At 57.8% G+C, this 25,209-nt stretch carries 23 protein-coding genes and 1 tRNA gene; 10 read left to right on the forward strand and 14 right to left on the reverse strand.

Annotated features, from left to right (window positions below; translation table 11 throughout):
* Window positions 1-4: 4 nt before the first annotated feature.
* Window positions 5-1,390, forward strand: a complete 1,386-nt coding sequence (locus tag PJU76_RS00465; protein ID WP_271780013.1) for an OprD family outer membrane porin — start codon at window positions 5-7, stop codon at window positions 1,388-1,390.
* Between the two features lie 127 nt (window positions 1,391-1,517).
* On the opposite strand, the gene waaF is transcribed toward PJU76_RS00465, so the two are convergent.
* Genes waaF through PJU76_RS00495 form a run of 6 tightly spaced genes read right to left on the reverse strand, consistent with a single transcriptional unit; the run spans window position 1,518 to window position 8,086 of the window.
* On the reverse strand, window positions 1,518-2,609 hold the full coding sequence (waaF, locus tag PJU76_RS00470; protein ID WP_271780014.1) for a lipopolysaccharide heptosyltransferase II: 1,092 nt from the start codon (window positions 2,607-2,609) through the stop codon (window positions 1,518-1,520).
* A gap of 40 nt (window positions 2,610-2,649) precedes the next feature.
* Entirely contained in the window at window positions 2,650-3,414 is a 765-nt protein-coding gene (locus PJU76_RS00475) for an RMD1 family protein (RefSeq protein ID WP_064219411.1), read from the reverse strand.
* Window positions 3,415-3,417: 3 nt separating this feature from the next.
* Window positions 3,418-4,803: an FAD-binding oxidoreductase gene (locus PJU76_RS00480; protein WP_271780015.1), complete on the reverse strand. Its 1,386-nt coding sequence runs from the start codon at window positions 4,801-4,803 to the stop codon at window positions 3,418-3,420.
* On the reverse strand, window positions 4,800-5,876 hold the full coding sequence (rfaE2, locus tag PJU76_RS13775) for a D-glycero-beta-D-manno-heptose 1-phosphate adenylyltransferase (protein ID WP_271780016.1): 1,077 nt from the start codon (window positions 5,874-5,876) through the stop codon (window positions 4,800-4,802). The genes PJU76_RS00480 and rfaE2 overlap by 4 nt, the downstream gene beginning before the upstream one ends.
* Window positions 5,873-6,238 carry a YraN family protein gene (locus PJU76_RS00490; protein ID WP_271780017.1) on the reverse strand — a complete coding sequence of 122 codons (366 nt, stop codon included), beginning with the start codon at window positions 6,236-6,238 and terminating at the stop codon, window positions 5,873-5,875. The genes rfaE2 and PJU76_RS00490 overlap by 4 nt, the downstream gene beginning before the upstream one ends.
* Window positions 6,239-6,241: 3 nt before the next feature.
* Entirely contained in the window at window positions 6,242-8,086 is a 1,845-nt protein-coding gene (locus tag PJU76_RS00495; RefSeq protein ID WP_271780018.1) for a penicillin-binding protein activator, read from the reverse strand.
* A 27-nt stretch (window positions 8,087-8,113) separates the two neighbouring features.
* On the opposite strand from PJU76_RS00495, the gene rsmI reads away from it, so the two are divergent.
* The 4 genes from rsmI to PJU76_RS00515 all read left to right on the forward strand — a co-directional run bounded on the left by rsmI (window position 8,114) and on the right by PJU76_RS00515 (window position 10,719).
* Window positions 8,114-9,031, forward strand: a complete 918-nt coding sequence (gene rsmI / locus PJU76_RS00500; protein ID WP_271780019.1) for a 16S rRNA (cytidine(1402)-2'-O)-methyltransferase — start codon at window positions 8,114-8,116, stop codon at window positions 9,029-9,031.
* Window positions 9,032-9,044: 13 nt separating this feature from the next.
* Window positions 9,045-9,120: transfer RNA gene (locus PJU76_RS00505), tRNA-Phe, on the forward strand.
* 96 nt (window positions 9,121-9,216) lie between these two features.
* The gene (locus tag PJU76_RS00510; protein WP_271779337.1) at window positions 9,217-10,359 is read left to right on the forward strand and encodes a tyrosine-type recombinase/integrase; all 1,143 of its coding nucleotides are present in this window, start codon (window positions 9,217-9,219) and stop codon (window positions 10,357-10,359) included.
* Window positions 10,360-10,413: 54 nt separating this feature from the next.
* A complete protein-coding gene (locus PJU76_RS00515) occupies window positions 10,414-10,719 on the forward strand; it encodes a hypothetical protein (protein WP_271780020.1) in 306 nt (101 codons plus the stop codon).
* Window positions 10,720-10,729: 10 nt separating this feature from the next.
* Here PJU76_RS00515 and PJU76_RS00520 read toward each other — a convergent pair whose 3' ends face one another.
* The 4 genes from PJU76_RS00520 to PJU76_RS00535 are packed head-to-tail and all read right to left on the reverse strand — an operon-like array spanning window position 10,730 to window position 13,050.
* Complete coding sequence (locus PJU76_RS00520; RefSeq protein ID WP_271780021.1) at window positions 10,730-11,134, reverse strand: DUF6527 family protein; 405 nt, start codon at window positions 11,132-11,134, stop codon at window positions 10,730-10,732.
* The gene (locus tag PJU76_RS00525; protein WP_271780022.1) at window positions 11,121-12,311 is read right to left on the reverse strand and encodes a ThiF family adenylyltransferase; all 1,191 of its coding nucleotides are present in this window, start codon (window positions 12,309-12,311) and stop codon (window positions 11,121-11,123) included. The genes PJU76_RS00520 and PJU76_RS00525 overlap by 14 nt, the downstream gene beginning before the upstream one ends.
* The gene (locus PJU76_RS00530; RefSeq protein ID WP_271780023.1) at window positions 12,286-12,744 is read right to left on the reverse strand and encodes a multiubiquitin domain-containing protein; all 459 of its coding nucleotides are present in this window, start codon (window positions 12,742-12,744) and stop codon (window positions 12,286-12,288) included. Before PJU76_RS00530 ends, PJU76_RS00525 begins: the two co-directional genes overlap by 26 nt.
* Before the next feature lie 12 nt (window positions 12,745-12,756).
* A complete protein-coding gene (locus PJU76_RS00535; protein ID WP_271780024.1) occupies window positions 12,757-13,050 on the reverse strand; it encodes a DUF3892 domain-containing protein in 294 nt (97 codons plus the stop codon).
* Between the two features lie 134 nt (window positions 13,051-13,184).
* Between PJU76_RS00535 and PJU76_RS00540 the strand changes: the two genes are divergently transcribed.
* The 3 genes from PJU76_RS00540 to PJU76_RS00550 all read left to right on the forward strand — a co-directional run bounded on the left by PJU76_RS00540 (window position 13,185) and on the right by PJU76_RS00550 (window position 15,634).
* On the forward strand, window positions 13,185-13,544 hold the full coding sequence (locus PJU76_RS00540) for a helix-turn-helix domain-containing protein (protein ID WP_271780025.1): 360 nt from the start codon (window positions 13,185-13,187) through the stop codon (window positions 13,542-13,544).
* Window positions 13,541-14,416, forward strand: coding sequence for an ImmA/IrrE family metallo-endopeptidase (locus PJU76_RS00545; RefSeq protein WP_271780026.1), 876 nt, complete (start codon window positions 13,541-13,543; stop codon window positions 14,414-14,416). The genes PJU76_RS00540 and PJU76_RS00545 overlap by 4 nt, the downstream gene beginning before the upstream one ends.
* 486 nt (window positions 14,417-14,902) lie before the next feature.
* Window positions 14,903-15,634, forward strand: a complete 732-nt coding sequence (locus PJU76_RS00550; RefSeq protein WP_271780027.1) for a hypothetical protein — start codon at window positions 14,903-14,905, stop codon at window positions 15,632-15,634.
* Window positions 15,635-15,753: 119 nt separating this feature from the next.
* Here PJU76_RS00550 and PJU76_RS00555 read toward each other — a convergent pair whose 3' ends face one another.
* Both PJU76_RS00555 and PJU76_RS00560 read right to left on the reverse strand, forming a co-directional pair.
* Window positions 15,754-16,593, reverse strand: a complete 840-nt coding sequence (locus PJU76_RS00555; protein ID WP_271780028.1) for a DNA N-6-adenine-methyltransferase — start codon at window positions 16,591-16,593, stop codon at window positions 15,754-15,756.
* A 358-nt stretch (window positions 16,594-16,951) separates the two neighbouring features.
* Entirely contained in the window at window positions 16,952-17,719 is a 768-nt protein-coding gene (locus tag PJU76_RS00560; RefSeq protein WP_271780029.1) for a hypothetical protein, read from the reverse strand.
* Window positions 17,720-17,958: 239 nt separating this feature from the next.
* Between PJU76_RS00560 and PJU76_RS00565 the strand changes: the two genes are divergently transcribed.
* Together PJU76_RS00565 and PJU76_RS00570 are read left to right on the forward strand one after the other, a co-directional pair.
* Window positions 17,959-18,240 (forward strand): MerR family transcriptional regulator, encoded by a 282-nt coding sequence (locus tag PJU76_RS00565; protein ID WP_271780030.1) that lies wholly within the window; start codon window positions 17,959-17,961, stop codon window positions 18,238-18,240.
* A 734-nt stretch (window positions 18,241-18,974) separates the two neighbouring features.
* Complete coding sequence (locus tag PJU76_RS00570) at window positions 18,975-19,874, forward strand: integrase domain-containing protein (RefSeq protein WP_271780031.1); 900 nt, start codon at window positions 18,975-18,977, stop codon at window positions 19,872-19,874.
* Between the two features lie 340 nt (window positions 19,875-20,214).
* Here the strand turns inward: PJU76_RS00570 and PJU76_RS00575 are convergent, their stop codons facing one another.
* Both PJU76_RS00575 and PJU76_RS00580 read right to left on the reverse strand, forming a co-directional pair.
* Window positions 20,215-23,886: an AAA family ATPase gene (locus tag PJU76_RS00575; RefSeq protein ID WP_271780032.1), complete on the reverse strand. Its 3,672-nt coding sequence runs from the start codon at window positions 23,884-23,886 to the stop codon at window positions 20,215-20,217.
* 11 nt (window positions 23,887-23,897) lie between these two features.
* The gene (locus tag PJU76_RS00580) at window positions 23,898-25,127 is read right to left on the reverse strand and encodes an exonuclease SbcCD subunit D C-terminal domain-containing protein (protein WP_271780033.1); all 1,230 of its coding nucleotides are present in this window, start codon (window positions 25,125-25,127) and stop codon (window positions 23,898-23,900) included.
* Between the last annotated feature and the right edge of the window lie 82 nt (window positions 25,128-25,209).

A 25,209-nucleotide genomic window follows, 5' to 3' on the forward strand; every position in this document is an offset into this window, starting at 1 on the left:
CGTTGTGTTTACCAAAAACCGCATTGCCATCGCCGTTGTTGCCGCCCTGTGCGGCGTCAGTGCTGCCGCACAGGCAGAAACCCTGACGGACTTTTTCAAGCAGAGTAAGATTGACGGCCAGATCCGTTCTTATTATTTCAGCCGTGATTATGGCGCCGCCGGTCCCAATCAAAATGCCTTCAGCCTCGGCGGTATCTTGAATGTGCAGACCGCGCCTTTCCTGGGTGGTTTTGGGGTTGGTGTCAGTTTCTATACGGCCAACGCCCTTGGGGCGAATGACTTGTCCGGCGCACCGGCGTATCCCTACGTGGATTCCACGCTGATGGGGCCGCAGCAGTCCATCAATGCCCTGGGTCAGGCTTACATCCAGTATGCCCTTCCCAAGGTCCTGCTCGTCCGTGCGGGGGACCAGGTCATCAATACCCCCTGGGTAAACAATTCGGACTCACGTCTTTTGCCAGCTACTTATCAGGGTGTTTTCGCGGAAGTTTCTCCCTATTCTGACTGGCACATTTACGGTATGCGCATCTTCCGCTGGAAGAGCCGTACGTCATCGGGCTATTACCGGGATAACCTCTACGACCCAGCCACCTTTGATGGCGACTCCATGTATGGTGGTTCTGGCACACCGGTGATCACGGGTTCTTCACCGGCGACCAACGGTGTGTTGGCTTTCGGTACCAGTGGCAGTCTCATGGGAGCCAAAGCCCAGGTCTGGTATTACGATTACTATCAGTTTGCCAAAACTGTATATGGCGACGCGAATTACACCCTGAAGACGGGTACCGGCCTCGATCCTTTCGTGGGCGCCCAGTTCAACCGCCAGTGGCAGAACAATGGCCTGCTGAATGGTTCGAATATCAACAACTCCCCGATCACCGCTACCTCGGTGAACAGTACGGCCTGGGGTGCGCAGGTGGGTTTGAACTACGCGGCTTTTAATAATGTGCTGGGAAATGGCCAGCTAACCTGGTCTTACAATGAAATCTTGGCGCACCCCGGTGCGGTGGGCGGTGGTGCCATTATTTCACCCTATACCGCTGGCTATGCCACGGACCCTCTCTATACGACTTCCATGATTCGCGGTCTGGTGGAACTCGGACCGGGCAGTGGCTGGAAGGTCAAGTGGACTCAGAATCTCTTCGACAAGCGCTTCCTGCTCATGGCGGCTTTGGCGCAGTACCACACCTATTATAATGGTACCAGCAATGATACCTATGTGGATCTGACGTATTTCGCTCCGGGCAAGTTCAAAGGCCTGTCCATCCGCGATCGTGTGGAAGTGGCCAACGGCCTGGACGCCTATAACGGGCTCCAGGGTAATGGTGCCGGCTTCAATAAGGGTCATTCCTTTATCTATAACCGGGTGATGCTGACTTACGCATTTTAATGATGGAAGCGGGTGCCGCGGCGAAATGCCCGGTGCCCGGCAACGCCGCTTTACCTCTGCAATGCCTTGGCATTGCTCCTCCTCTCCTCGCCCCGCTGGTCGGGGCTTTTTTGCGCCCATTTTGTGATTAGCAGGGATACAGTTGCTGGATGACCAGATCCGGGCTGAGGTCTTCCATACAGCGATGGTGCTTGAGAGGACACTTGCGCTTGCCACAGGGACTACAAGAGATATCCAGGCGTAGCGGCTGGGCGCCGGGCGAAAGCGGTGGCGTCATCGTGAGCGGGGTAGGCCCATACAGCGCGATGACCCGGCTGCCTACGGCACCGGCTACATGCATCAGACCAGAGTCGTTGCTCACGGTGACTGGGGCGAGGGAGAGGAGATCGATGGCCTCCAGCAACGTGGTCCGGCCACCCAGATCAAGCAGTTCGGGGACGGCAGCGGCGATGGCCTGAGTGATTTCCGCATCCTTGGGGCCGCCGAACAGCCAGACGGCATGGCCGCCCTGGACGAGGGATTGGGCCAGTGTAATCCAGTGACGCACCGGCCAACGCTTGGCCGGACCATATTCGGCACCAGGTGCCAAGGCGACGAGTGGTTGTTGCGGTATGGAGATCTCGAGGCGCTGTAAGGCGGCAGCGCGGGCGTTGTGGTCCACCTGCAAGCGGGGAGCGGGCAGCTGCGTGGGTTGGGGAAGACGCAGCGGTAGGCCAAGGGCCACGAAGCGGTCCACGGTACGTGGTAGTTTCCTTTTGTTCAGGCGGCGGTGATCATTGAGCAGCAAACGGCGTCCCTCGCCGGGAAAGCCGGTACGGGTCTGGATCTGCGCCCAATACGGGATGAGAGCGGATTTAAAGCTGTTGGGGAGGCAGATAGACCAGTCGTAGTCCTGCTTCTGCAAATGTTTTGCTACCTGCCGACGCCGGCGTAAGCCGAGTTGGCCATGGCCGATATCCAGCGGCATGGCGTGTCGCACTTCGAGCATGCGTTCCGCCACCGGGATGCTGGCGGGTGGTGCCAGCACATCCACCTGCAAGCGCGACCAGCGGCGGCGCAGCACTTGCAACAAGACTTGCGCCATGACCATGTCTCCTACCCAGGCGGGTCCGACCAGGAGCAGGCGGGCGGGATCATAGCTGTGGGCGGTGCGGGTGTTGTGCGGAATGAAGGCGTCGTATCCATTGTAGGGTGGTTCTGCTTCGCCAGCATCGTCCACTGCGGAGGCCGCCTCTAAGATCGATGATGATTCGCCCACTTTACTTGCCAATCAGCATAATCAGTGCTTCCACCGAGATTAAAATGATAATGATCCACTCCAGAATGGTCTCCCGATGATGGCGGCTGGCGACGATCATGACTTCCAGCCCCTCATGAATCGCGTCGAGTTTTTCGTCGAGGGCGCGAAAGCGGCTGGTAAGTTCCAGGTCGGCGGAGAGTTCACGGGAGAGTAGTTCCAGGCCCGGTGTCTCCCAGACGATGTCGGGATTGTCCAGCACCGCCAGACGGGAGAGGATTTCGGTGCGGGTGGCGGAAGTCGAGGCGAGAAAGCGCAAATGTCTGTCGCGCCGTCCCGGTAAGCGTCCGGTACGAGTCACCTCCGAGAGCAGGTTCAGAGTGGTTTCCAGCAGGTTTTCAACGGCTTCCTCATGAAGTTCCAGGGCAAGGCTCTGGGCCAGGCGCAGGGCCACGAGGAGGATCCGTTCTTCGTCGAGATTTTTGAGGATGACGCCGTCGCGACCCACGCCATCGCGCTCGCCGACCCGAACCGCCAGCTCTTCAACCTTGGGGTCGGCGATGGGGGTGAACTGTGCCTGCACGGTAGCGATGACTTTTGCCTGTAGAGCCGGTCCCGCGCCGAAAAAGCAGAGGACGCCGGAGCGAAAGAGTATCACCCAGGTGTCTCCATCGCGAAGCAAGCGGTGAGCTGGCGTGTTTTCTACCAGGTCCATCTCAAAATCTTCGCGCCAGCTTTTGAGGGAAATATGACGTACCGGCTGGATCGCGTGGAGGATGCTATTCATGATTCAGGCCTTGGGGAGCAGTTTGCCCGGATTGAGAATATCATCAGGATCAAAGACTTGTTTTATGGCGCGCTGGATGCTGAGATTTTCCGGGCTGAGTTCCAGCGGGACATAGGCACGCTTGCTGCTGCCGATGCCGTGTTCGCCAGAGAGGGTTCCACCAAGCACCAGTACGGTCTGGAAGAGTTTTTGCAGACCGTGCTGAGTACGGCGCATCTCGTCTTTATCCTGGGGGTGGACCAAAAAGTTGACATGCAGATTGCCGTTCCCTGCATGTCCGAAGCTGACGATATGCAGGGACTGGTCTGCGGCAATCTCTTCGATGGTCACCAGCAATTCGCACAGACGGCTGACCGGCACGACCACATCCTCATTGATCTTGAGTGGTGCCATGGCCTTGGTGGCGGGAGACAGGGACTTACGTGCCGCCCATAGATCGGCAATGGCGGCGGCGTCAGTTGCTTCCAGAATCTCCAGATTTCCTTCCCCAGCCAGTGCCGCACGGATCGCCTGCATTTGCTCGGAGATGGTGACCACCTCGCCATCCACTTCGACCATCAGCAGGGCGTTGCTGCCTGCGGGCAAGTCGCTGGCCGCGCCCATGGCGCGCACGGCAGCCAGGGCATGGGGGTCCATGAGTTCGATCGCACTGGGGATATGGCGCTGCGCCATGACCCGTTGTACCGCCGCACAGGCATTTACCGTGTTGCCATAGGCGGCGCGCAGGGTGGCGTTGGCGGCAGGCCGAGGCAGCAGACGCAAGGTGGCCTCGGTGATGAGGGCGAGGGTGCCTTCGCTGCCCACCAGCAGGCGGGTCAGGTCATAGCCGACCACGCCCTTGCTGGTGTGGACCCCGCAAGACAGCGTCTCGCCAGTGCCGGTGACAGCGCGCAGGCCTAGTACATAATCGCGAGTGACTCCATATTTTACGGCGTGGGGACCAGCGGCGTTCATCGCCAGGTTGCCGCCGATGCGGCAGTAGGAGCTGCTGCCGGGATCGGGGGGGTAGAATAGTCCGTCGGCCTGTACATAGGCACTGATCGCGGCCGTGATGCATCCAGCTTCGACGGTGATAGTGCGGTCGACCACACTGTACTCGCTGATTTTCTGCATACACTCGAAGCTGATGACGGCGCTGCCGGGCACCGGTTGAGCCCCACCGACATTCCCGGAACCTGCTCCACGCGGGACAAGGGGCAGACGATGGCGTCGGGCAATGCTGACGATCGCCTGCACTTCTTCGTGGCTGTGGGGGAAGAGCACCATCACCGGCGCACAACTCCCCGGCGTCTCGTCGCGGCTGTAAAGGGAGACGGTATCGGCATCGTCGCGCACCCGCTCCGTATCGAGGGCGGCGCGCAGGGCGAGGGTGATGGTGCTGACGTTCATGGCTGGCTCTCCCGGATTTTCTGCAAGAGGGTGGTGGTGCTCCGCTCATGACGGAAGGGAATACTGAGCACGCGGCCGCCCCTGGCCTGTACCCAATCGGCACCGACAATACGTTCTGTTGGCCAGTCGCCACCTTTAACCAGCACGTCGGGTTGGAGATGCTGGATAAGTTGCAGTGGGGTATCCTCGTCAAACAGCGTGACAAAATCCACTGCCCGTAATCCGGCGAGCACCGCCATGCGATCATCTTCGCTATTAATCGGGCGATCCGCACCTTTGCCGAGGCGGCGCACCGAAGCGTCGCTGTTGACGCCTATCACCAGACAGGCGCCCTCGGCGCGGGCTTCGGCGAGATACTGCACATGACCCCGGTGCAGCACATCAAAAACACCGTTGGTGAAAACCAGCGGTCGCCGGAAGGCGCAAGCCGCCTCCAACCTTTCCGCGTCACGAAACACCTGGCCGGTGTAAGGCGTGGAAACAACGGCGTGGTCCGCAAAGCTGGCATCCACACCGTTGCAGAGGGCGTGGATGAGGACGAGGTGGACTTCTTGAATACGCGCGGTATTTTGTTCCGGCACACGCAATTCAATATCCGCAGGGCGCAGGAGCGGCGCGAGCTGTCCGCCTTCCTTGCCCGTAAGGGCCAGCACCCACATGCCGCGCTGCTGGGCGGTAAGAACCGCGGCGAGCACATTGGCGGAGTTGCCCGAAGTGCTGAACGCGACCAGGCAGTCGCCGGGACGACCCAACGCCTCAACTTGGCGGGCAAAAATCTGTTCGTAGCAGACATCATTGGCGATGGCCGTAAGCACGCTGCTGTCGGTACTGAGGGCGATGGCGGGCAGAGCGCGGCGCGTCGTCTCGAAACGGTTGACCAGTTCCGAAGCCAGGTGCTGGGCATCGCCCGAAGAACCACCGTTGCCGCAGCTGAGCACCTGCCCGTTGGCTTGCAAGGTGGCAATCAAACGTTGGCTGGCTTGCGCGAAGGGCGCCGCCAGCGCCGCCGCCGTTTTCTCCTTACAGAGAATGCTGGCGCGCAAGGCGGCATCCATCCAGTCATTGGTGGTCATGGGCTGGGTACTCTAAAGGCATCACGAATCCAGTCTGCCGAGGCATCACCGTCAAGGGCGACGACATCAAAACGGCAGGGACGTAACCCGTGCTGTGGGTTGTGCAACAGGAAATATTCAGCGGCGCGGATCAGTCGCTTTTGCTTGCGCCACGTGATGCTGGCCGCTGCACCTCCCTGCCGATCATGGGCGCGCTGGCGCACCTCCACGAAGACCAGGGTTTCGCCATCAAGGGTGATGATGTCAATTTCGCCCATCCGGCAGCGATAGTTGCGTGTCAGGGGATGTAGCCCGTGCCCGGCGAGTAGGGCGACGGCGCTGTTTTCACCCTGCTGACCTAAATTCTGGCGTGGTGATGGCATGATTCAGGTACCCGGCTTGGGCACTCCCGGCAAAGGTACGATTCGGCCATTCTCCACTTCCATCCATTCCATGTCACGTATGATCTGGTTGCGGGTGACAAAATGGAGGATGCCGGTGGCGCCAGCCAAGCTGCCCGTCATATCTTTATCCAGAACACGCTCCGCCATCCGGTAGGTATCGAGTCCGAAGGCTGCCATACGCCACTGGGCATCGCTGGCGTTTGGCAGGGTGGTGCGTAGCAGCCGCACCGCTTGCGGCCAGCCTTGCCCAGAGTTGATGATCCAGGGCATATCAACGGACTCAATGCCGGAGAGCCCTCGCGTGTCACTGGGTAAGGCGGCGCCGTGCAGCAGCGCCGGACTGAAAATCGGCACGCGCTTATTGACCAACCGGATGGAGGAAACGGCGGCGTTGGCGTTTTTCGCATTGGTGACCAAAAAAACAAAACTGTCTTGTCCTGGTGACCCGCTCAGGAGGCGTCGCGCTTCATCGGTGAATGTGTGTCCCGGCAGGTAGGTGGCGACACCACCGACCTCCCCCCCAAGCTTCCTCCAGGTTGCGATAAAGTCTGCCTGAATGGCTGCGCCACTGGAGTCCTGCGGATAAAGCACGTAGGCACGACGATAACCCGCCCCATAACTCTGGACGGCAATTTGTTGCGCGGCGACGTCACGGCCCAGACTCAGGGTATAGAGCCCCGACTGCTGCACGCCAGGCACCACTCCGAGAGCGATGATGGGCGGATCGGAAGGTTTCCTGACGGCGGCGACGGCGTTGATATCTTGTGGCAGCCAGGGGCCGACAAAGGCTTTGCACCCCTCCTTTATCCCACGTTTAAAAAGTACGGCGGTGTAACTGGGGTTGCCGGTGGTCCGCAGGGCACGCACGGCAGGACCAGATTGTAATTGCGCTGCCGTTTTCATTCCGGCGATGATGGCTTGGGAGAGGAGCGCATAGGGTCCGCTGGAGGGTAACAAGGCGCATATGCTGCCGAGTGCCGGATTGCGCGTAGAGGTGTCGGTGATAGCCGCCCTGTGGTCCGAGAAGTTTATGAGAGGGTGCCCCGGATGCGCCGTCAGCCAGGCACTGATCGCCGCCTGCCGCTGTTGGGGATCGGGGTTTTGCCGGGTGATCAGGGCGACGGCGAGCCATTCCTGCACCAGGGGGTTGCCACTGCGTCCCTGCCAATTCTGAAGCTTCGCGGTTGGCTGCGAGTCAAGGAGGGCACGAATGCGGCGATGATTTTCGGCGACGTCCCTGCCGCTCAGGAGGCTATCTCCTTCGATCAGGAAATTCAGTGCGGTGAGTTCGTGGCCTTCCTGGGTGTAGAGCGTGGCCAGGGTGCCCATGGCCTGGGCGCGCACTTCCTGGGGCGTGCCGCTGATGGTCAGCAGCTCTTCGAGGTTGCCTTTGGCACTGGGGGTTTGTCCCTGATCCATGAATCCTTGCGCGCGGACCCAAAGCGCCGCACTGCGTAGCGCGGCGTCGTCATGTTGCAAGCGCAGGACTTCGTTAGCCAGCAATATGGCAACCTGTGGTTTGCGTCCCTTCAAAGAGGCTTGTGCGGCTTCCATCAGGTAATGGACTTGAGCTTGTCCCCGCGCCTCGGCGGCCGCGCGGATGTAGTCCTTGGCCGCCTCCAGATTGTGCCCCGTGGCCGTGAGCTGGCCGGCGCGCTGCGCCGTCAGTGTTTCAGGGGTGCTGGTTGGTGTTTCGACCGACGTTGGCGCTGGATTCGACGGTGGTGGCGTCTTCTGTGGCATACTCGCACAAGCGCTCAGGCCAGTGGCCAGGGCCAGAGTCATCAGCAAGCGCAAAGAGGTTTTTAGGGCTGAGGGGGGCATCATGAGCAGAGTGTATGGAGAAAGACGCAAGTGTTCAATGACCGAAACACAACCTCAGCCGGGGGTATGGTGATGAATGGCCATGCCGAACCCGCGGAGAGCGGTGCCGGGCAACTGACTATTATCGCTACCCCTATCGGCAATCTCGATGATCTCTCATTGCGTGCGCAACGGGCGATTAGCAGTGCCGCCCTGATTCTGGTGGAAGATCGCCGCCACGCCCAGCGGCTCTTTCAGTATCTGGGTGTGCGGCCCAAAACGCTGGCGCTGCATGAGCATAACGAGAGGGCCCTTGCCCCGCAGATTGCCCAGCGTATCGCCGCCGGGGAGCATATCGCCCTGCTGTCAGATGCGGGGATGCCGCTGATTTCTGACCCAGGATTTCCGTTGCTGGCCCTGCTTCGGGAGCAGCGGTTGCCCGTGACTATTATTCCGGGCCCCAATGCCGCGTTGGCCGCGTTGGCACTGTCCGGTCTGCCCAGTGATCGCTTTAGTTTCGAGGGCTTTCTGCCAGCCAAAGGGGGTGCGCGGCGGGCGCGGTTACAGGTCCTGCAGCGGGAGGCGCGCAGCATGATTTTTTATGAGGCGCCGCATCGGATCGGCGAGACCTTGGCGGATATGGCTGAATTATGGGGTGCGGATCGCGGGGCGGCGCTGTGCCGGGAGCTGACCAAAATGTACGAGGAGTGTCTGCGGGACAGTCTGGGTGGGCTGGTAGCGCTGCTGCAGACGCATCCTGACAAGGTACGCGGCGAGATGACGCTGGTGGTGGCGGGAGCGCCGGAGCAGACTCAGGAAGCAAGCGATGCCGACCAGTTGCTCAGCCCGCTGTTGGCTGAATTACCGCTGGCCCAGGCCGTGCGTATCGCTGCGAATCAGAGCGGCATGGCCCATCGTTTTCTTTATACGCGCGCGTTGGCCTTGACTTCTGATCAAGGCCCCGCTTAAATACGGCCTCTTGGCCCAGGTAGCTCAGTCGGTAGAGCAGAGGACTGAAAATCCTCGTGTCGGCGGTTCGATTCCGTCCCTGGGCACCATACAATCAATACGTTGCATATTTGCTGTTGACAATCCTCTGCTCCTCAGGTACAGATTCGGTACAGTGCTGAATCTGGACGGAGGAGGTTTGTCTTATGGCCACGATAGTCAAAAACCCGGCGGGAACCTGGAAAGCGGTGATTCGCAAGCAGGGCTGGCCGACGGCCGCGAAAACGTTCCGGACCAAACGGGATGCCGAAGACTGGTCCCGTCAGGCTGAAGATGAAATGGTGCGGGGGGTTTATATTCAGCGAGCGCCGTCTCAGAAACTCTCGTTGGACATGGCGCTGGATCGCTATCTGCGCGAGATTACCCCGACCAAGAAAGCGGGTGACTCCCAGCGGCGTGACCATACGAGTGCAAAAGCACTGCGGGCACGCTTGGGTAAATATGCCTTGGCTGCGTTGAATCAAGAGATCATTGGACGCTACCGGGATGATCGCCTGGCCGAGGGTCGTGCTGGCAACACGGTGCGTCTGGAACTCGCTCTTCTATCCCACCTTTTTACCGTGGCCATCCGTGAGTGGGGCATCAGTCTGCCAGCGAATCCCGTATTGCTCGTACGCAAACCCAAAGGAAATTCACGGGACCGCCGTCTGCAGGGAGATGAGGCGGCATGCCTTCTCAAGAGTGTGCGTGCCCACAGCAACCCCATTCTGGCTTGGGCCACCGAACTTGCTTTGGAAACCGCAGCACGCGTTGATGAAATCCTCTCAGTAGAGCTGCGTGATGTGGATCTTACCCGGCGTATCGTTATTTTTCGGGATACCAAAAATGGGGACACGCGGGGCGCTCCGCTGACTGTGCGTGCCACCGAGATTTTTCGCGAGGCGATTGACACCTATCCTCGGAAAGGTACCAACCTGGTTTTTCCGGGAAATCCAGGTCGGGATGGTATTCGGCGCCCGTACACGATGAACAAAGTCTGGAAAACAGCCCTTGAGCGCGCTGGTATTCAAGGTCTGCATTTCCATGACCTGCGCCATGAGGCCACCAGTCGACTCGTGGAAATGGGGCTGTCCGATACCAAGACACGGCAGATCACAGGGCACAAATCTGCCCAGATGATGGGCCGGTATACCCACTTGCGCAGCGAAGAGTTGGTGCAGGATCTGGACGCGTGCCAGTCAGCGGGTCGACAGAGGGCATCCTCTGCAATCGATACAAGCCAGCCAAAAACGCAAAGTCTACGAAATAAGAGCAATATTGTGCCTTTTATAGGACGCGACCCGCGATGAATTTTCTGTATCGTCATCCTTGTGGATATGGATCATTACAAGGAGGCGGTTGCGATGGAGCAGGAAGAAAAATTACTGTTGACCTCGGAGGAGGCCGCAGCAATGCTACGCAAATCGGCCATGGCCTTCCGAGACAGTATGTGCCGCGGAAAGGCGCCCTGGTCCCGTTGGCTTTCGGCACAGCGCATTTCGCTCCCTGTTATTCATCATATAATGGTTATTATCTTGATGGATTACGCGACGTTTAAAAGTTTAGCTATATTGCCAGCCCGTGACACCGGGGCGCGAAGCATCGTCACGCGAACAACAAATGCGCTTGTTCGTCGGAATTTTGCTCGTTATCGTTTGAGTCGAGCTTAAAGGCCATCCCTCAGAACCAGCTCTTGATTCGGTCGACGATCCGTTGCCAAAGAGTACGTTCCTTCTTACGACGCTCAGCGTGGGCAGCTTCAAGCACCTTCCTATCATGTGTCCGGTTGGCTTCGATCTGTGAGTGCGTAAACTTCGTGGCCCACCGCACCGAATTGTTCTCGATCCAATAGTGCGACTGACATGCCAGGCTCCAATTTCCGATAGACGGCACGAGGCTGACCCGACCCTTGTTCTGCTTTAAGATCCAACGACCTTCTTTAAGTGGCGTAACTACTTTTCCCTTACAGCCGCAGCAGCAGTTATGCGCCGCCGTCGAATACTTTTCCGAGATGTAGAGCACCCCGTCCTCTAACGTCTTCGGAATTCGATCGACGAACTGGGGTGTGATGCTACTGACCTTCATGGATGTCGCTCTTAGAGAGTAGGCTGTTGGCAACTGAGTATGAGACGAATCGCTCGTGGCCTATATCGCTGTAGTACCCAATGTACTTTTTCCAAGCGACAACTGCCAAGCAAGCATTCAGCGCATTGAGCTCGGCAATTTGAATGTTCTTGTCGTACTCATTAAGGATGTCATCCTGGGCAAACGATATCCGCGCCCGAGCCTCTTCTCTCGCATCGGGCAAGCTAACAACTATGCGCAGAAGTCCGCCGATTCTGCCGCGCTTGACGAAGAGTCCCATACCAACGTCAACGAAAGGCGTTCCCCAGGACTCAAGCCGAGTGACGATTGCGCGCTTTGCATCTCCACTGTCCATGGACAAGAAGACGAACGACATGTCGGCCAATTCACCGACATTTGTGGCATCGACTTGGATTGGGTGCGTGACGATGCCGCGGTGCATCTTTGAATAGATCGACTTCAAGTATTCGACCTTCAATTGCTGAACCCGAAGTTCCTCGATGCTTGGGGCACCCGGTGCCCGAAATGCGTTGTGCGTCAGCATCACATCGGAGTCAAACAGATGAATTTCACTGACATGTGTCTTCGCAACGGCATCCAGAATGTACGAGCCCGTGCCACCGAGGCCGACGATGGCAATCTTGACGCCGGCAAGCTTCGCGGCGATTCCGTGGATCTCGGATCGCGAGGATGCCGTGTCCAAATAATTGAACGGCGACTCGGTCGGCTCAGGCTCGATGACCTGGCGGGTTTTCGCATTTAAGGTGGGATCCAGCGCGAGAGCGGGCTGCATGATAAGCGACACATAGGTCGTCATCTTCTCAAAGTAGTCCTCGTAGTAGCCGGACTGGGGCTTGCGAGAAAAGGAATGCTGGGAGACCAGACCGTTGCCAAGAACACAAGGCTCGCTGTTTTGCCGCAGGATATCGAGTGGCGCGCCGTCCTTGGAGCAAGGATATTCACCGAGGAACTTGGCGGTATGGTCTTGTGGTCGCACAGTCACGTCGCCCGCCAATTCGAGCTTTGAGGCAACCGCACCATAAACAATTTGTCGCTGACCATTCACATACGGCACATCGTGCACGACGAGGAAGCCGGCATCGGTAACGACGATGTTATACCCGGCCTGCCGCAATTGGAGTAGGTCGGGATTACGATCGATTGGTATGGCCGACATCGAAGAGAGTCCCAAGCTTTTTGACTTCGACCTTGCCGTTCTTCGCAAGGTCACCATGGTGAGGCGTGCTCTTGGCGTGTTCGAAGCTCACCGTAAATTCGGGATCCAGGCCGCCTGGCAGCGTCGGATAGGCTAATTTGACAACCTGGTCAAACGTGACCTCTTGATGTTCGACGATGAACGGTTCGGTGTTCACGCGGATCAAGTAGTAGTTTTCAGGTGCTTCACCGACATGAAAGTGTTCGTCTTCGACGAGAAGAACGTGCGGCTCGTCTATCCGCACGGGCTTGTCTTCGGTATTGCCACTGACCTCGCGGTATAGGACGCGGCCGTCCGGCACGTCAAGGAGTTCATACAGATCGGCACCCGTGGTTGGTGTCGACGATTGATGCGGCTTTTGATCGACGTGAATCTGCACGTGATGATTTTCCATTACCTTTTCCTTTCAAATTGGGCACTGGTTGAGGGCTAGTAGGTTGTCCGTCCACACGCCGTCGGCGTGGGTGCGGACGTAAGGTGGGTGACCCGCAGTACGCACGACAGCAATGTCGGCGCGGCGGTTCGACTTAGGATCGAGCACGTAGAACCTGTTTGTGCGTTCGTCGATGCTGCGAATGACCTGCTCGCGTGTCCATATCCAACCACCTCCGGCGCTACTCGGGTTACCGAGATGCGTAATGTGTTCATGCGGGCTCTGCGGATGGGGCTTACGGATACAAGTTACTTCAACGTCTGCCATCACAACTCTCCTTTCGTTCTTGATTTCACCAGGAACGTCATGTAAAATTTGACGAATACGTCAATCTTTTCGGCAAAAAAATGGACCCCGAAGAGAAATGACGAAATAGTCATTTTTAATTATACGGAATCGTAATGTCAGAGTCAACCCCTCCGTCTGCCATCTTTCCTGACCGTCTGCGAATAGTGCGAGAGTACCGCGGCCTGACCCAAGGCGAACTGGCAAAGCGCGCCGAACTTCAGCCCTCTGCCATTTCGCACTTTGAAACCGGCGCGCGCAAACCGTCATTTGACAACTTGCGGCTACTCGCAGACACGCTCGACGTGACCACCGATTACCTCCTTGGACGGGTCGACGAGTTCAAGGAGCTTGCAGGAGCAGACAAACTCCATCGCCACTACAGCTCACTTGAAGGTGATGACCGTAAATTCGCCGATGACCTGATTACGTTGTTGGCATCCAAGGCGGCGGCAAAAGGAAGTGACAAGCTTTGACAACGGATCCCTACGCCTTTGCGACTGCTCGTGCAGAGCACATGATCAAGGCGCTCGGGATCGCCACATTGCCGATCAACCCGAAGGCGCTGGCACGCCAAGCTGGCTTCGAGGTGGTTGCCAAGCCTGCAAGCCAGGCTGGCGTATCCGGCATGTTGATTCGTATCGGCAATGAGTTCGCGATCGCCTATGCCACGCACTTGGAGAATGAAGGGTTCGAGAACTTCAGCGTCGCGCACGAGCTGGGTCACTACTATCTTCCTGGTCACATAGACGCTGTGCTTCCGAGTGGTAAAGGGATGCACGAGTCGCGTTCCGGATTCGCCTCGGCTGATCGCTACGAAAAGGAAGCCGATGGTTTTGCAGCTGGCCTGCTCATGCCCCGGCATTTGTTTTTCCCTGCGCTCGATCGAGCCGGGATAGGTCTGTCGGCCATTGAAGCGATGGCCGCCTTGTGCCGGACCTCGCTGCACGCGACTGCGATTCGCTATACGCAGTGCGCCCGGGAGCCTGTCGCGATCGTCATCAGTAAGGGCAACCAAGTCAACCATTGTTTCATGTCCCTGCCGCTCCGCGATCTTCCGGAAATTGACTGGCTGCGAAAGCGAACGGTTGTGCCCCGCGGCACGCCGACGTATGAATTCAATCACGACACAGCAAACGTCTCACAAGGACAACGGCGTGAGGAGTCATCGAACTTGCAGGATTGGTTCGGTGGCTCACGTCAAATCGAAATCTCCGAGGACATTGTTGGCCTCGGGCGGTACGGGAGAACACTCACCGTACTCCACTCGATTGCGCTACCGGAGCCTGAGGATGAAGAGGACGAACAGGCGCTAATCGACTCTTGGACGCCGCGGTTCCACCGCTAGAGCGCTCTCGATTCAACCGTTTACGACGACGGACATGAACGGCCCAATCCAGTCCAAGCTTTGTGAGAATTTCAACTTAAAAATTTGGATCACAACATCGGTCTCGACACTGCGTATCCGGCTTTAGCGTCGAGGTTGCACATGAGCCACGCTTGTCGAGTTGCAGTGCTTGGATCTCAAATGGTCACTTTCCGCTTTCCCGACCATCTGCAAAGGGCACTAAGCAGCCGACCAACATTAGGTAGCTGACAGTCGGCTATGGCCGAGGTACGGAGCTAGAAAGAAGTCGCTGAGTGACTGCTCCGTAACAAATACCTGCCCTTGAACCCCTGTAGGCACGACCATCCGCTCGGGGTCGGATGATGTCATTTGCTTTCCGCTGCTGAATGACTGCAATCGATTTCCAACGGTCATCTCTACAATCTTCGCCACTCCCAGGGGTATCAACGGCAGCGTGGCAGCGTCGACAAGACCCGGCCCGCCCAAGTGGCCATTGGGGAACGGCGCAAGCCCTACCCGGAAGGGCGACCCGGCTTCCTGCGGGTGGATTCCGTCCATCAGGGTGACTTGGATGGCATCAAGGGGTTATACCATATCAATCTGGTCGACGAGGTGACGCAGTTCCAGTTCGTAGGCTCCGTCGAGCGCATCAGTGAGCAATTCCTGCTGCCTGTACTGGAAGCCCTGATCGACGCCTTCCCCTTTGTCGTACTCGGCGTGCACTCCGACAATGGCTCGGAATACATCAATAAACGCGTCGCTGAGCTGCTGGAGAAGCTGCGCGTCGAGCCGTTCACCAAATCCCGCGCCCGGCGCAGCAACGACAATGCGCTGGTGGAGTCCAAGAGCGGGTCCGTGGTCCGCAAACATCTGGGCTACGCTCACATCCCAGGGCGCTTTGCCCGGCAGGTCAATGCCTTCGCTCAGGGAGTGCTGTCCCCATACCTGAACTTCCATCGGCCGTGCTTCTTTCCAATGGAAGAGGTCGACGCCAAAGGCCGCCTGCGCAAACGTTACCGTTACGAGGCCATGATGACCCCCTACGACAAGCTCAAATCCCTGCCCCAAGCCAGCCAGCACCTGAAGCCGGGCGTCAGCTACGAACAACTGGATGCAATCGCCTATGCCATGAGCGATAATGCGGCTGCTCTCTGCCTCCAAAAGGCGCGGGCAAAGCTCTTTCGTTCCATCAACAATGCCCAACACTCAGTCGCCTGATAGCTCACTCTTACCCTCCCTTCAGGCTCATCTCTGGATTGGAAAGAACTGGTCCGCTTACGCTGCAAAAGAGCCATTGAGCTTGGCATCTATAATTGGCGTTCATTTTCTCCACGAGATCAAGGGGCTATGCTGGCAAGCCATCCTCCAGTCGCGTCGGCGACGCGCTTTGGTAGCTGGGCAGAACCTCCTATAATGAGCAGAGCGCTGGCGAAAGGCGCTTTTTGCTGACAGTTATCCCCACCACCGAAATGTAGCCGCCCCCGTAGCATAACGACGGGAATTCGGTCGGCTACCAGGGTGTGCCACCAAATGGAATCGACACGCGCTGGGCAGAGCAAGATGCTGACGACTCCGTTGCCGGTCTCCGCCAGTGCTTTGTGTATCCATGCCCGCAACTGGGAAAACGGAGGGTTCACATAACAGCAGGTACCCTTCCCCCAGGACTGACGAAGTCCATCGTGCTTTTCCGTGTAATGCACATAGGCGCGCACCGGGGCGGCCGGCCCAACGCTGGGGCTACATGGATCGATGTCAAAGGTTTTACCCGGCAGCAACGGGTACAATTGCTGCAGAAGTGAGGGCGGGGTTGTCCATGTGTTTTCCTTAGCGGTCCATAGTGCGGCGCGAGGATTGATCTTTTGTAACCGAACCCGCGATCTGTGGGCGACCGCAAGAATCAGGAAGCTGCGGAGTGTTGCGTGGCCCTGCTTCAGTGCCTGAATGGTGTTCATCGACAATCCCGTTTTTTCGGCGGCAGGGCGAATTCCACCTAGTCGTTCCACGCATAGCCCTGCGCTAGGCGCTAGGTAATATCCCTGTTCGCTTATTGCCGCAATCAGTCTGGGCAAGGCGATATTGCCCTGCTTTCTGAGCAGATATCGCGACTGACGCGGCAATGCGGCCAGAATCCCGGCTGTTTCGAGCTCGGCCAATAGGCGTATCAGAATACGTGACAAAGACGTCTCATTTTCTGATACGGCAGGAGCGCGTTTTCCTCGGTTATTTTTTAGTGATGCTGCCATGACAGTGCGTCCTCAATAATGGCGATCCCTTAACGAACCGCTATCTCGTTTATTCATGCGACGGCGCAGGCCTGGATCCAAGCGATGAGCGGGCGCCTGCTGAAACCAGCCTCCAACGCATGTCTGCCGGGATCAATTTGATCCCGGGCGTCTGTTGCCAACGGTCGTAATTTTCCTGAATCTTTAAACTAGGCGGAGATGATAATATGTTGACGGCTGTCCGTGCAGTTCAAAAACGCCAGATTATTCCCGATTATGTTCTTCGTTGAGACCACTTCAGGGCAGGAACACCTTAGTCTGGGCTCAGTGCCCAAACGGGAACCCCTAGAGCGGTGGCCAACGTCTGCTCGACCGACGCGCCGTGCCGCAGGGCCAGAGCCATCAAAGGGCCTAAATGCAAGGGGTTGCCCCAGGGATTCCGGTGGCAGGTATCGGGTTCGCTTTGAAAAAACCCCGCAAGGAAATGCACCGGTGTACGCCGCACCAGTTCCACACGTCGCGCGCGTTCCTCTCCTGTTGCGCCACGGAGAAAACCATAGAGCCCCACGGTGGGCGGCATCTCCTCCAGGGTTTCCAAGGAGTCCAGGACGGCCATGATTCCCGGATCCAGCGACGCACTCCAGACATCAGAGAGCTGTTTGAGGGTCTGCGGATCGGCACTCTCCGCCTGAAAACGGCCCAGAAAAGAATTCGCGTTGCCCCCAGACAGGCAGTAGTCTGGATTGACGACTGCCACCGGCAAGCTCCAGAAAAAAGGGGAGGTGCTCACCAGTTCCAGCAGCGCCGCATAGGGATCCTGGTTCGCTGCGGTTTCACCGAGCGCGGCACCCCAGAAGACTTCCTCCTGGAGCCGTTCTTCAAGACGCTGCCGCGCGCAGATTCGCGATTCCCAGAACTCTCCAGATTCGGTCAGGGCGACACACTGGATGACGTCATCCGGCAGGAACAGGTAGCCAAAAAAGAGGAACCCCTCCTCGTTCCGGCAATATCCCCAGCCGTCACCCACCCGACTCTGCACCGTTGACGGTGCCGTTATGACACAGTTGCTTTGGACTTCCATTGCTGACTCCTGAGTGGACGTGCCACATGGCACAAATCCAATCTATCAGCCGCTTTCCTTAACCCAGGATTTTTCGGCGAAACATAATCCTCACCCATATGCCCGCCGTGCACCGTCAGATACCTCCCCCGTTTTTTAACTCAGTTATTAGACGCCAAAATTTGGCGTTCTTGGCGATTTTATCGACGACTAGCCGCGCTACGATAGTTCCCATGCAGTGACCACATTTGGAGGCTGAAATGCAGCAGGAACAGAAATTACTCACGTCTGAGGAGGCCGCCGCCCTCTTAAGAAAGACCCCGGCAGCCTTCCGGGACGCCATGTGTCGTAGCCGGGCGGGGTGGGCGAAGTGGCTCGCCGCACGACGCGTCTGGCTCGGCCGGAGATACTACCTGCGCCGTGAGGATGTGGAAGCAATCCTGGAGTGTGGCGACGGAGTCGCCGATCGTGATCGGCAGACAGGAACCGTGAGCCCAATACCCGCCCGGTCGGCGCTGAATCGCGTCCCGGGATCAAATTGATCCCGGAGCAAAACATGCGAAAAAGTGGCGATGATGCGCCACTGCTGGCTCCTTGGCGACGTTATGCTGTTATCAGCAAGGGACAGCATGCCGCGCGAGCGCCTCAGGTGAGATAAAGCTGCATGGGCCAACCACCAGGGCGAAAGATTTCCCGCACACATGTGCCGACCACAGGGGGCGTTACACCCTGCAAATCCAGAGCCGTTATCGGCATATATCGGCAAGCATGCTTGCCTCACAGTGATCCATGGCAGCGATGCCTGAATGCGCAACTGAAGAAGCGGTCGGTGATTCATTCGCGTGCATACGCAAAGTGACGCCGACACAAAGGGCGGGTGAAACCCCGCCCGATAAGGCCCGCCTAGAGCGAGCGCAAAATGTCACCGCATTCCACGGTAAGGAATGCCTGTTCAACCCACGCTGGGTGACCGGCGCGATAAAAGGATTTCCACATTGAAAGGCCAAGGGCCTGAAGGACGCAGCTACCAATACGAATCATCACTGACGAGTACCCCCTCACAGGGGTAAGGGTGTCCCGCGTAAGCGGCGTGCAGACCACGGTCTTCCACGTCACCCTCCGAAACTCACCGGATCAATCCGGCGGGCGTGATGATTCAGGCTGACCGCACCGCAAGGTGCGGGTAGCAATGGTCCCAAATACGCAAGAAATTGACATATCAGCCTACTGCTCGCCCGCCGTAATCGTCGTTAGCCTTTTGATGTTGGGAGGAGTCATGTCGTTACAAGACGAAATGCTACGCATTGCACGGGACGCCGGCGGTGCCATGCGCACCCGTGAGCACCGGGAACGCGTCGTAAAAGAGTTTTGCCGATGCTTGCGCGAGCGGAATATCCAGACCCGCCATGTTGGGGATATCAAGGTGCGGCTGATCAAAACCTATATCGACCATCTGCGCGAGAGGGGGCTGGGGCAAAGAACCCTGCAAAATACCATGGCGGCGCTCCGAACGGTGCTGACTGCCGCCGGGCGGGGCCCCTTTGCCGAGCATCGGGAATTGAGCAATGCCGCGCTCGGCCTGTCGGGCGTATCACGGGATGGGACCCATGAAGCCATTGATGACGCTCATTACCAGGAGGCATGGGCGCAGGTGCTGCAACTGGACCCTACCGGCGGTGTGGCCGCCGTGATGGCCCTGCAAAGGAAACTCGGACTCCGGGCACTGGAGGCGTTACGCCCAAGAGCGGATACCCTCACCCGGTGGGAGCAAGAGGCTCTGAAAGACGGCGCCATCCACGTCATCGAAGGCACCAAGGGTGGCCGGCCCCGCAAACAGAGTGTGATCGACCAGGAAGGTGCCCTGGAGTCCATACGCCACGCACAACAGGTACTGACCCAAAACAACACCACCTACCTGATCAATGGCAAAAGCGGCACTCTGAAGTCGGCCTATGACCGGTACCACCGCATCTTGCGCAAAGCCGGACTCAGGGGAGCGCGTGCCTCCCATGGACTGCGTTATGCCTGGGCGGACCAGGCCATGGCATTCTACCGGGCGCGCGGCTACAGCCTGCGGGAAACCCTCGCCTTGGTTGCCCAGGATCTCGGCCATGGCGATGGACGGGGGCGCTACGTGGCGCAGGTTTACTATGGCCACCGCAGGGAAGGGGCATAACTGTGGGTATTTTGGCGGATTCAGTAAGGGCAGCGACCGGGTTAATGTCTGGCGGCCCGGACCCTCGGTCTGCGCAGAAAGAAAAAGTATACGGGCCGTGTCCTGGCGGTACATAGCCCGCTATGGAAGGTCATGGAGAGGGCGTGGGGCAGGGTGGGGATGACCTAAAGGTGTCCTAACGATGCGCAAGAGCCCTCAAGGTTTTTCCGCCATGCCTGGAACGCCGAGACGGGAAAGTGGAATGGCGCGTCCTTTGAAATCGGGTGGTTGGCTGGATGGCGCGCTTATGGCGTAGCGCCGTTCTGTGCCGCAACAATCATAACACCCAGTGTGTTTTGGCCTAAAATATGCAACCAGGCCCGAATATGGTACTTCTTCCCCCCGTTCTCGGTATCACTTGAATCTGGGTGCCAATACGCTCTTTGAGAGCAGCCACATGGGAAATCACGCCAATGAGCTTGCCTTCCTGCTGGAGACCCGCAAGAGTTTCCAGGGCCATATCCAAGGCTTCCTCATCCAGAGTGCCGAAACCTTCATCCAGAAACAGGGAATCCACCCGCACATTTTTACTGGCCATGTGCGAGAGGCCCAGTGCCAGCGCCAGGCTGACGATGAAGCTCTCTCCACCCGAGAGGTTTTTAGTGGAACGCACCTCCCCGGCCTGATAGTTGTCGATCACATTGAGTTCCAGAGGTTGCCTGCCATCGCGGATCAGCAGGTAGCGGTCGGTCATTTTTTGCAGTTGCCGGTTAGCGTGGCTGACCATCAGTTCAAAAGTCAGCCCTTGGGCAAAATTGCGGTATTTCTTGCCATCGCTGGAACCGATGAGATCGTGGAGCAGATCCCAACGTCCGCACTCACGCTTCTGCGCCGCGATGGCCTCGCCCCTCCCTTGCTGCTGCTCTTTCAGTGCGGCGTTATCCTTGAGTCTTTGAGAAAGACCGCCAATCTCTTGCTGCATATTCCGGTGATTCACCATGAGATCGCTCAATATCTGACTGACTGTATCTTTTGGCGCATCGGTAATCTGCTTTTGCCGCTCTGTCGCCAGCAGGGTATTTTTTCCTTGCTCCATGGCATTGAGCACCGACGCTTCGTCCTTCAGTTGGAACGCGGCATTCGCCAGTTTTTTACGCTCATCCTCAGGCAGACGGGTCGATAAGAATTGCACCTCGCTGGCGAACTCCGCCTTCAGCAAGCGACTCGCAAAAGTGGCTTCAGCAGCCTCTAATCGGGGTTTTCTTTCTTCGATGCCTACCACGAGGTTTGCCACGCTCTCCTGGAGTAAGGCCAGTTTCTGTTGCGCCGTATACATCCGCTGCCGCACATTTTCGAGTGTGTTCTCGGCAGACACGATTGCATCGGAAAGATGCTTTTCCTCGTCTGCGGGATTTTTATCACCAAAAAGCGCACGACGCTGATCTTTCCATGCCTGCTGTTCCACTCGTAACATTTCGAGTTGTCTTTGTTGCTTTTGGGTCTCCCCATCCAACTTCAACATCTCCTCGCCCTGATGGCGTATCTGCGCCTCCAGTGCGGCGCGCTTCACAACGAGGTCACCTTTTTCTTCTTGGCGGCGTAGCCATTGGGCGCGCCGTTCGCTTAAATCTGCCTGAATCTGATCCAGGGCATCCAGAGAAACAGGGGCGACACTATAAGTCGCCAGATTTCCGGACAAAACCGCCAGGTATTGCTCCTGTTGGGTAGAGAGCGATAGGGCGTCCTCTTTGATCTGTTCCAGAGATTTTTCGAGGGACACCTTTTGATGCCGCGCTGACTCAAACTCCCGGTCTGCTTTCACAAACGCCGTTTTGGCCTGATCCAGGGAGATGCGTAATTCTGCCAATGCTTTTTCCGCAGCCTCTGCGCGACGCACGATGCCATGCGCCCGCTCTAAGGCAACGCCATGTTCGTCCCGCAAAGTCTGCACCTGGTCTGTCAGTTGGGGATCCTCTGCTTGTAGCAGGGCGAAAACCTGCCCATTGGCAGCAATCAGGTCCTGTGCGGCGACCCGTTGCGTAGCCGCATATTGCTGCTCAGCGTGCAACCGCTCCAGTTCTTTGCCCTGCTCAGCCTGTTTCACTTTCAGCGCCGTAATCTCTTCTGCGTTGGCATCCTGCGCAGTTTTGGCAGCAATCAGGGCTTGGCGGGTTTCGTCAACGTGCGGAATATTTCCCTCCGCGAAGGGATGCTCTGTTGCGCCGCAAAGCGGGCAGACCTCACCGTCCTCTAATTGATGACGCATTGCCTCCAGACTTTCTATCCGGTTGAGGAGCGTGGTCTGGGTTTCCAGCAAGGAAACCGTGTGGCCGTGGGTCGTTTTCTGCGCCAGTTCGGCGGTAAGGCGTGCGTCCAGAGTCGCATTTTCTGCAAGCAGTGCGGTCTGATGCACTTTCAGAGTCGCCAGGTGCTGCGTCGTCTGCGCGATGATTTGGGCGGCATCCTGTATTTTTGCCAGAACAACACCCTGATCCTTGAGAGTGTCCAGGCGGTCGCGCCACTCTGGGAGTTCCTGTCCCTCCAGAAGGTCCTTAAAGGATAGCTGTTTTTCGGCCACTTCTTTTTGCCGGTCATTCAGCGCGATTTCGGCCCTACTGCGCCCCTCCGTCCCCTCCTGCCATGAGCGAACCGCCGTCGCTAAGGCCTCCTCCGTCTGCCGTATCGCCCTGCCTTTCTCCCGCCACTGCCCATACACCTGCTGCACCGCCTCCATCCGTGCCCGCATACCGGCAAGATGCTCCACCAGCCCTGCATCCGCTTGCGTGTTTGCCAACTGCTGTGTGAGGACCGCAAAGATGTTTTGCAGACGTTCCTGTTCCCTGAGATCGGTATCCTGCTTCACGCGGAGCGCTTTCAGAGATCGCTCATACGCGGCGATGGCGTCGGAAACCACTCGAACAGGTGCTTCTTTTTCACGGATTTTGAGATCCAGTTCGCGCACCTGCCGAATAAGGGGCAGGGCCTGTTGCTGCGCTGTCTTGCTGGCTTCCAGTTGCACTGCAGCCATGTGCTCCGCCTCGGTAGCCTGACGGACGGCTTCCACCTGTTCCGGCAGTATGGCCTGCTTCTCCCGATAGCTCGCCGCATCTGTCTCTTGCGCATGGCGAAGCGACTGCAAGGCGGTATAATCCGCTTCCAGTTCGAGTGCCTTATTTGCCTGCGTCAGTCTCTCCTGTTCGGGGGCAAAGGCAGTGACTCTGACCCGCAAATTCACTTTCTGCCCGGCGATCTGCTGCAGATCCGTTTCCAGTTGCGCGATACTGTCCAGCCAGCGGATTATCTCCTGCGTCCGGGCAATTTCTGCAGCCAACTTCGCCTCCTGCTGGGTCTTTTGCGCCAGACTGTCGTTCAGCCCTTGCTCTTCCTCCGGACGCAAGAGCCGCATGCCCTCCAGTTCCGCCTCCATTCGCTCCAGTGCGTTACGCTCTACAGTACGCCGTTCATGGACACGGACAGATATCTCGCTGTAAATCTCCGTTCCCGTGATTTGCTCCAGAATCGGCGCACGCTCATCGGCAGCGGCTTGCAGGAAGGCGGCGAATCCGCCCTGAGCCAGCAGCATGGAGCGAGTGAATTGCTCGAAGCCCATGCCCGTAGCTGTCTCAATCCGGTCGGACACCCCTTTGAGTGAGGACTCCAGTAAGCTGCCTGACCGTGCATCGGCAATTTCATGCTTCGGGTTCTGCAATTCGCCATCGGGCTTCTTGCGCGCCCGGTGCTGGCTCCAGTGACAGCGGTACTGACCAGTCTGCGTGGCAAAGGTCACTTCGGCAAAACACTCGCCCGTCTGGCGGGACATGATTTCATTGGTGCCCTTGGTAACCTTGTTCAGGCGAGGGGTGCGTCCGTACAGCGCCAGACAAATGGCGTCGAGGATCGTCGTCTTCCCCGCACCAGTAGGTCCGGTGATGGCAAAAATGCCCTCTGAGGCGTAGGCGGGATGGGTAAAATCAATACTCCACTCACCCACCAGAGAGTTCAGATTTTTGAAGCGTACTTGTTGTATGCGCATGGATCGTCTCGCTATTCTGCTCTGGCGTCGTTTTGCTGAAGAGACGCGATGGTCTCCTGATAGGCGCGCAGCAATTCCGGCCGTTGATCTTCGGGCACTTGATGAGCCGTGAGACAACGCGCAAAAACCTCGTCGACGCTGAGATCATCCAACATTTCCTCATCGTGTATCTGACCCAGCACCCGATCGACGATTCGGTTGTTTTTGATGCGCAGTATCTCCAGATCAGAGTTTGCGGTGGCTTTATCCAGGCGATCCCGCAGATCACTGATGACCTCTTCTCCTTCGTAAATCACTTCCAGCCAGGCCTGCGGGTGTATGGCAGAAAGCTCCAGAATCCGGGCGGAGATGGCTGGCCAATCGCCTTTGACGCGTTCGAGTCGCTGAAAAACGGGGACTGGCAGTATCTGCACGGTGGGCTCAGCATGATCAAAATCGACCATACAGACACTCTTTGCCTGCTTCGCTTCGCCAAAGCCCATGGGTATCGGAGAGCCGCTGTAACGGCGACGCTCCGAGCTGCCTACTTTCTGTGGCACATGCAAATGGCCAAGGGCCAGGTAATTCAGACTGTCGGGGAAAATGGCAGCGGTCACATGAGCCAGGGATCCCACATAGAGATCCCGCACGCCATCCCCGTCCACCGTTTGCCCGCCCGCAGCAAACAGGTGCCCCATGGCGACGATGGGAATATCAACGCCCAAAGCGAGACGCTGAGCTTCGGCAATGGCGGTCGCAGCGGCATAGTGATCACGAATGCCTTCGATCAGTTTGCGCTCCTTGTCCTCAATGGTTTCACCGGCCTCGGCCACCCGGATATCGCGGTCCCGCAGGTAGGGGACGGCACAGACGATCAGTTCCGGAATACCACCCTCTGTGTGTAAAACCAGGACCTCGTCACTGATCACCTCAGCGAGTGCGCCGACAACATGCACGTTAAGCACTTTGAGCAATTCCCTGGGTGCGTTGAGGAAAGACGGCGAATCATGATTGCCCGCGATGACCACCACATGGCGGCAGGACGAAGCTGCCACCGCACAGAGAAAGCGGTAGTAAAGCTCCTGGGCGCGGTTGCTGGGTGCGCTGGTATCAAAAACGTCCCCAGCCACCAGCAAGGCATCGACCTTTTCGTGCTGAATCGTCTTTGCCAACCATTTGAGAAATGCCTCGAATTCCTCATAGCGTTTGCGGCCATAGAGGGTGCGTCCCAAGTGCCAGTCAGAAGTATGGAGAATTTTCATGTATTGCCGCTCTCTTCAGTGTCTGTGGTGATTCGCAAGATGTTGGATTCTGCGCCCTGGAAGGGTCAAACCCGACAACCTA

It is taken from the genome of Acidithiobacillus ferriphilus, assembly GCF_028215975.1.
GTDB classification, from domain to species: domain Bacteria; phylum Pseudomonadota; class Gammaproteobacteria; order Acidithiobacillales; family Acidithiobacillaceae; genus Acidithiobacillus; species Acidithiobacillus ferriphilus.

Coding starts and splice junctions, on each gene's coding strand:
- PJU76_RS00490 (WP_271780017.1), bottom strand. CDS start 6,238: ATGCCATCACCACGCCAGAATTTAGGTCAGCAGGGTGAAAACAGCGCC.
- rfaE2 (WP_271780016.1), bottom strand. CDS start 5,876: ATGACCACCAATGACTGGATGGATGCCGCCTTGCGCGCCAGCATTCTC.
- PJU76_RS00565 (WP_271780030.1), top strand. CDS start 17,959: ATGCAGCAGGAACAGAAATTACTCACGTCTGAGGAGGCCGCCGCCCTC.
- PJU76_RS00580 (WP_271780033.1), bottom strand. CDS start 25,127: ATGAAAATTCTCCATACTTCTGACTGGCACTTGGGACGCACCCTCTAT.
- PJU76_RS00535 (WP_271780024.1), bottom strand. CDS start 13,050: ATGGCAGACGTTGAAGTAACTTGTATCCGTAAGCCCCATCCGCAGAGC.
- PJU76_RS00510 (WP_271779337.1), top strand. CDS start 9,217: ATGGCCACGATAGTCAAAAACCCGGCGGGAACCTGGAAAGCGGTGATT.
- PJU76_RS00520 (WP_271780021.1), bottom strand. CDS start 11,134: ATGAAGGTCAGTAGCATCACACCCCAGTTCGTCGATCGAATTCCGAAG.
- PJU76_RS00525 (WP_271780022.1), bottom strand. CDS start 12,311: ATGTCGGCCATACCAATCGATCGTAATCCCGACCTACTCCAATTGCGG.
- PJU76_RS00495 (WP_271780018.1), bottom strand. CDS start 8,086: ATGATGCCCCCCTCAGCCCTAAAAACCTCTTTGCGCTTGCTGATGACT.
- PJU76_RS00515 (WP_271780020.1), top strand. CDS start 10,414: ATGGAGCAGGAAGAAAAATTACTGTTGACCTCGGAGGAGGCCGCAGCA.
- PJU76_RS00560 (WP_271780029.1), bottom strand. CDS start 17,719: ATGGAAGTCCAAAGCAACTGTGTCATAACGGCACCGTCAACGGTGCAG.
- PJU76_RS00480 (WP_271780015.1), bottom strand. CDS start 4,803: ATGAACGTCAGCACCATCACCCTCGCCCTGCGCGCCGCCCTCGATACG.
- PJU76_RS00540 (WP_271780025.1), top strand. CDS start 13,185: ATGTCAGAGTCAACCCCTCCGTCTGCCATCTTTCCTGACCGTCTGCGA.
- PJU76_RS00570 (WP_271780031.1), top strand. CDS start 18,975: ATGTCGTTACAAGACGAAATGCTACGCATTGCACGGGACGCCGGCGGT.
- PJU76_RS00575 (WP_271780032.1), bottom strand. CDS start 23,886: ATGCGCATACAACAAGTACGCTTCAAAAATCTGAACTCTCTGGTGGGT.
- PJU76_RS00530 (WP_271780023.1), bottom strand. CDS start 12,744: ATGGAAAATCATCACGTGCAGATTCACGTCGATCAAAAGCCGCATCAA.
- PJU76_RS00475 (WP_064219411.1), bottom strand. CDS start 3,414: ATGAATAGCATCCTCCACGCGATCCAGCCGGTACGTCATATTTCCCTC.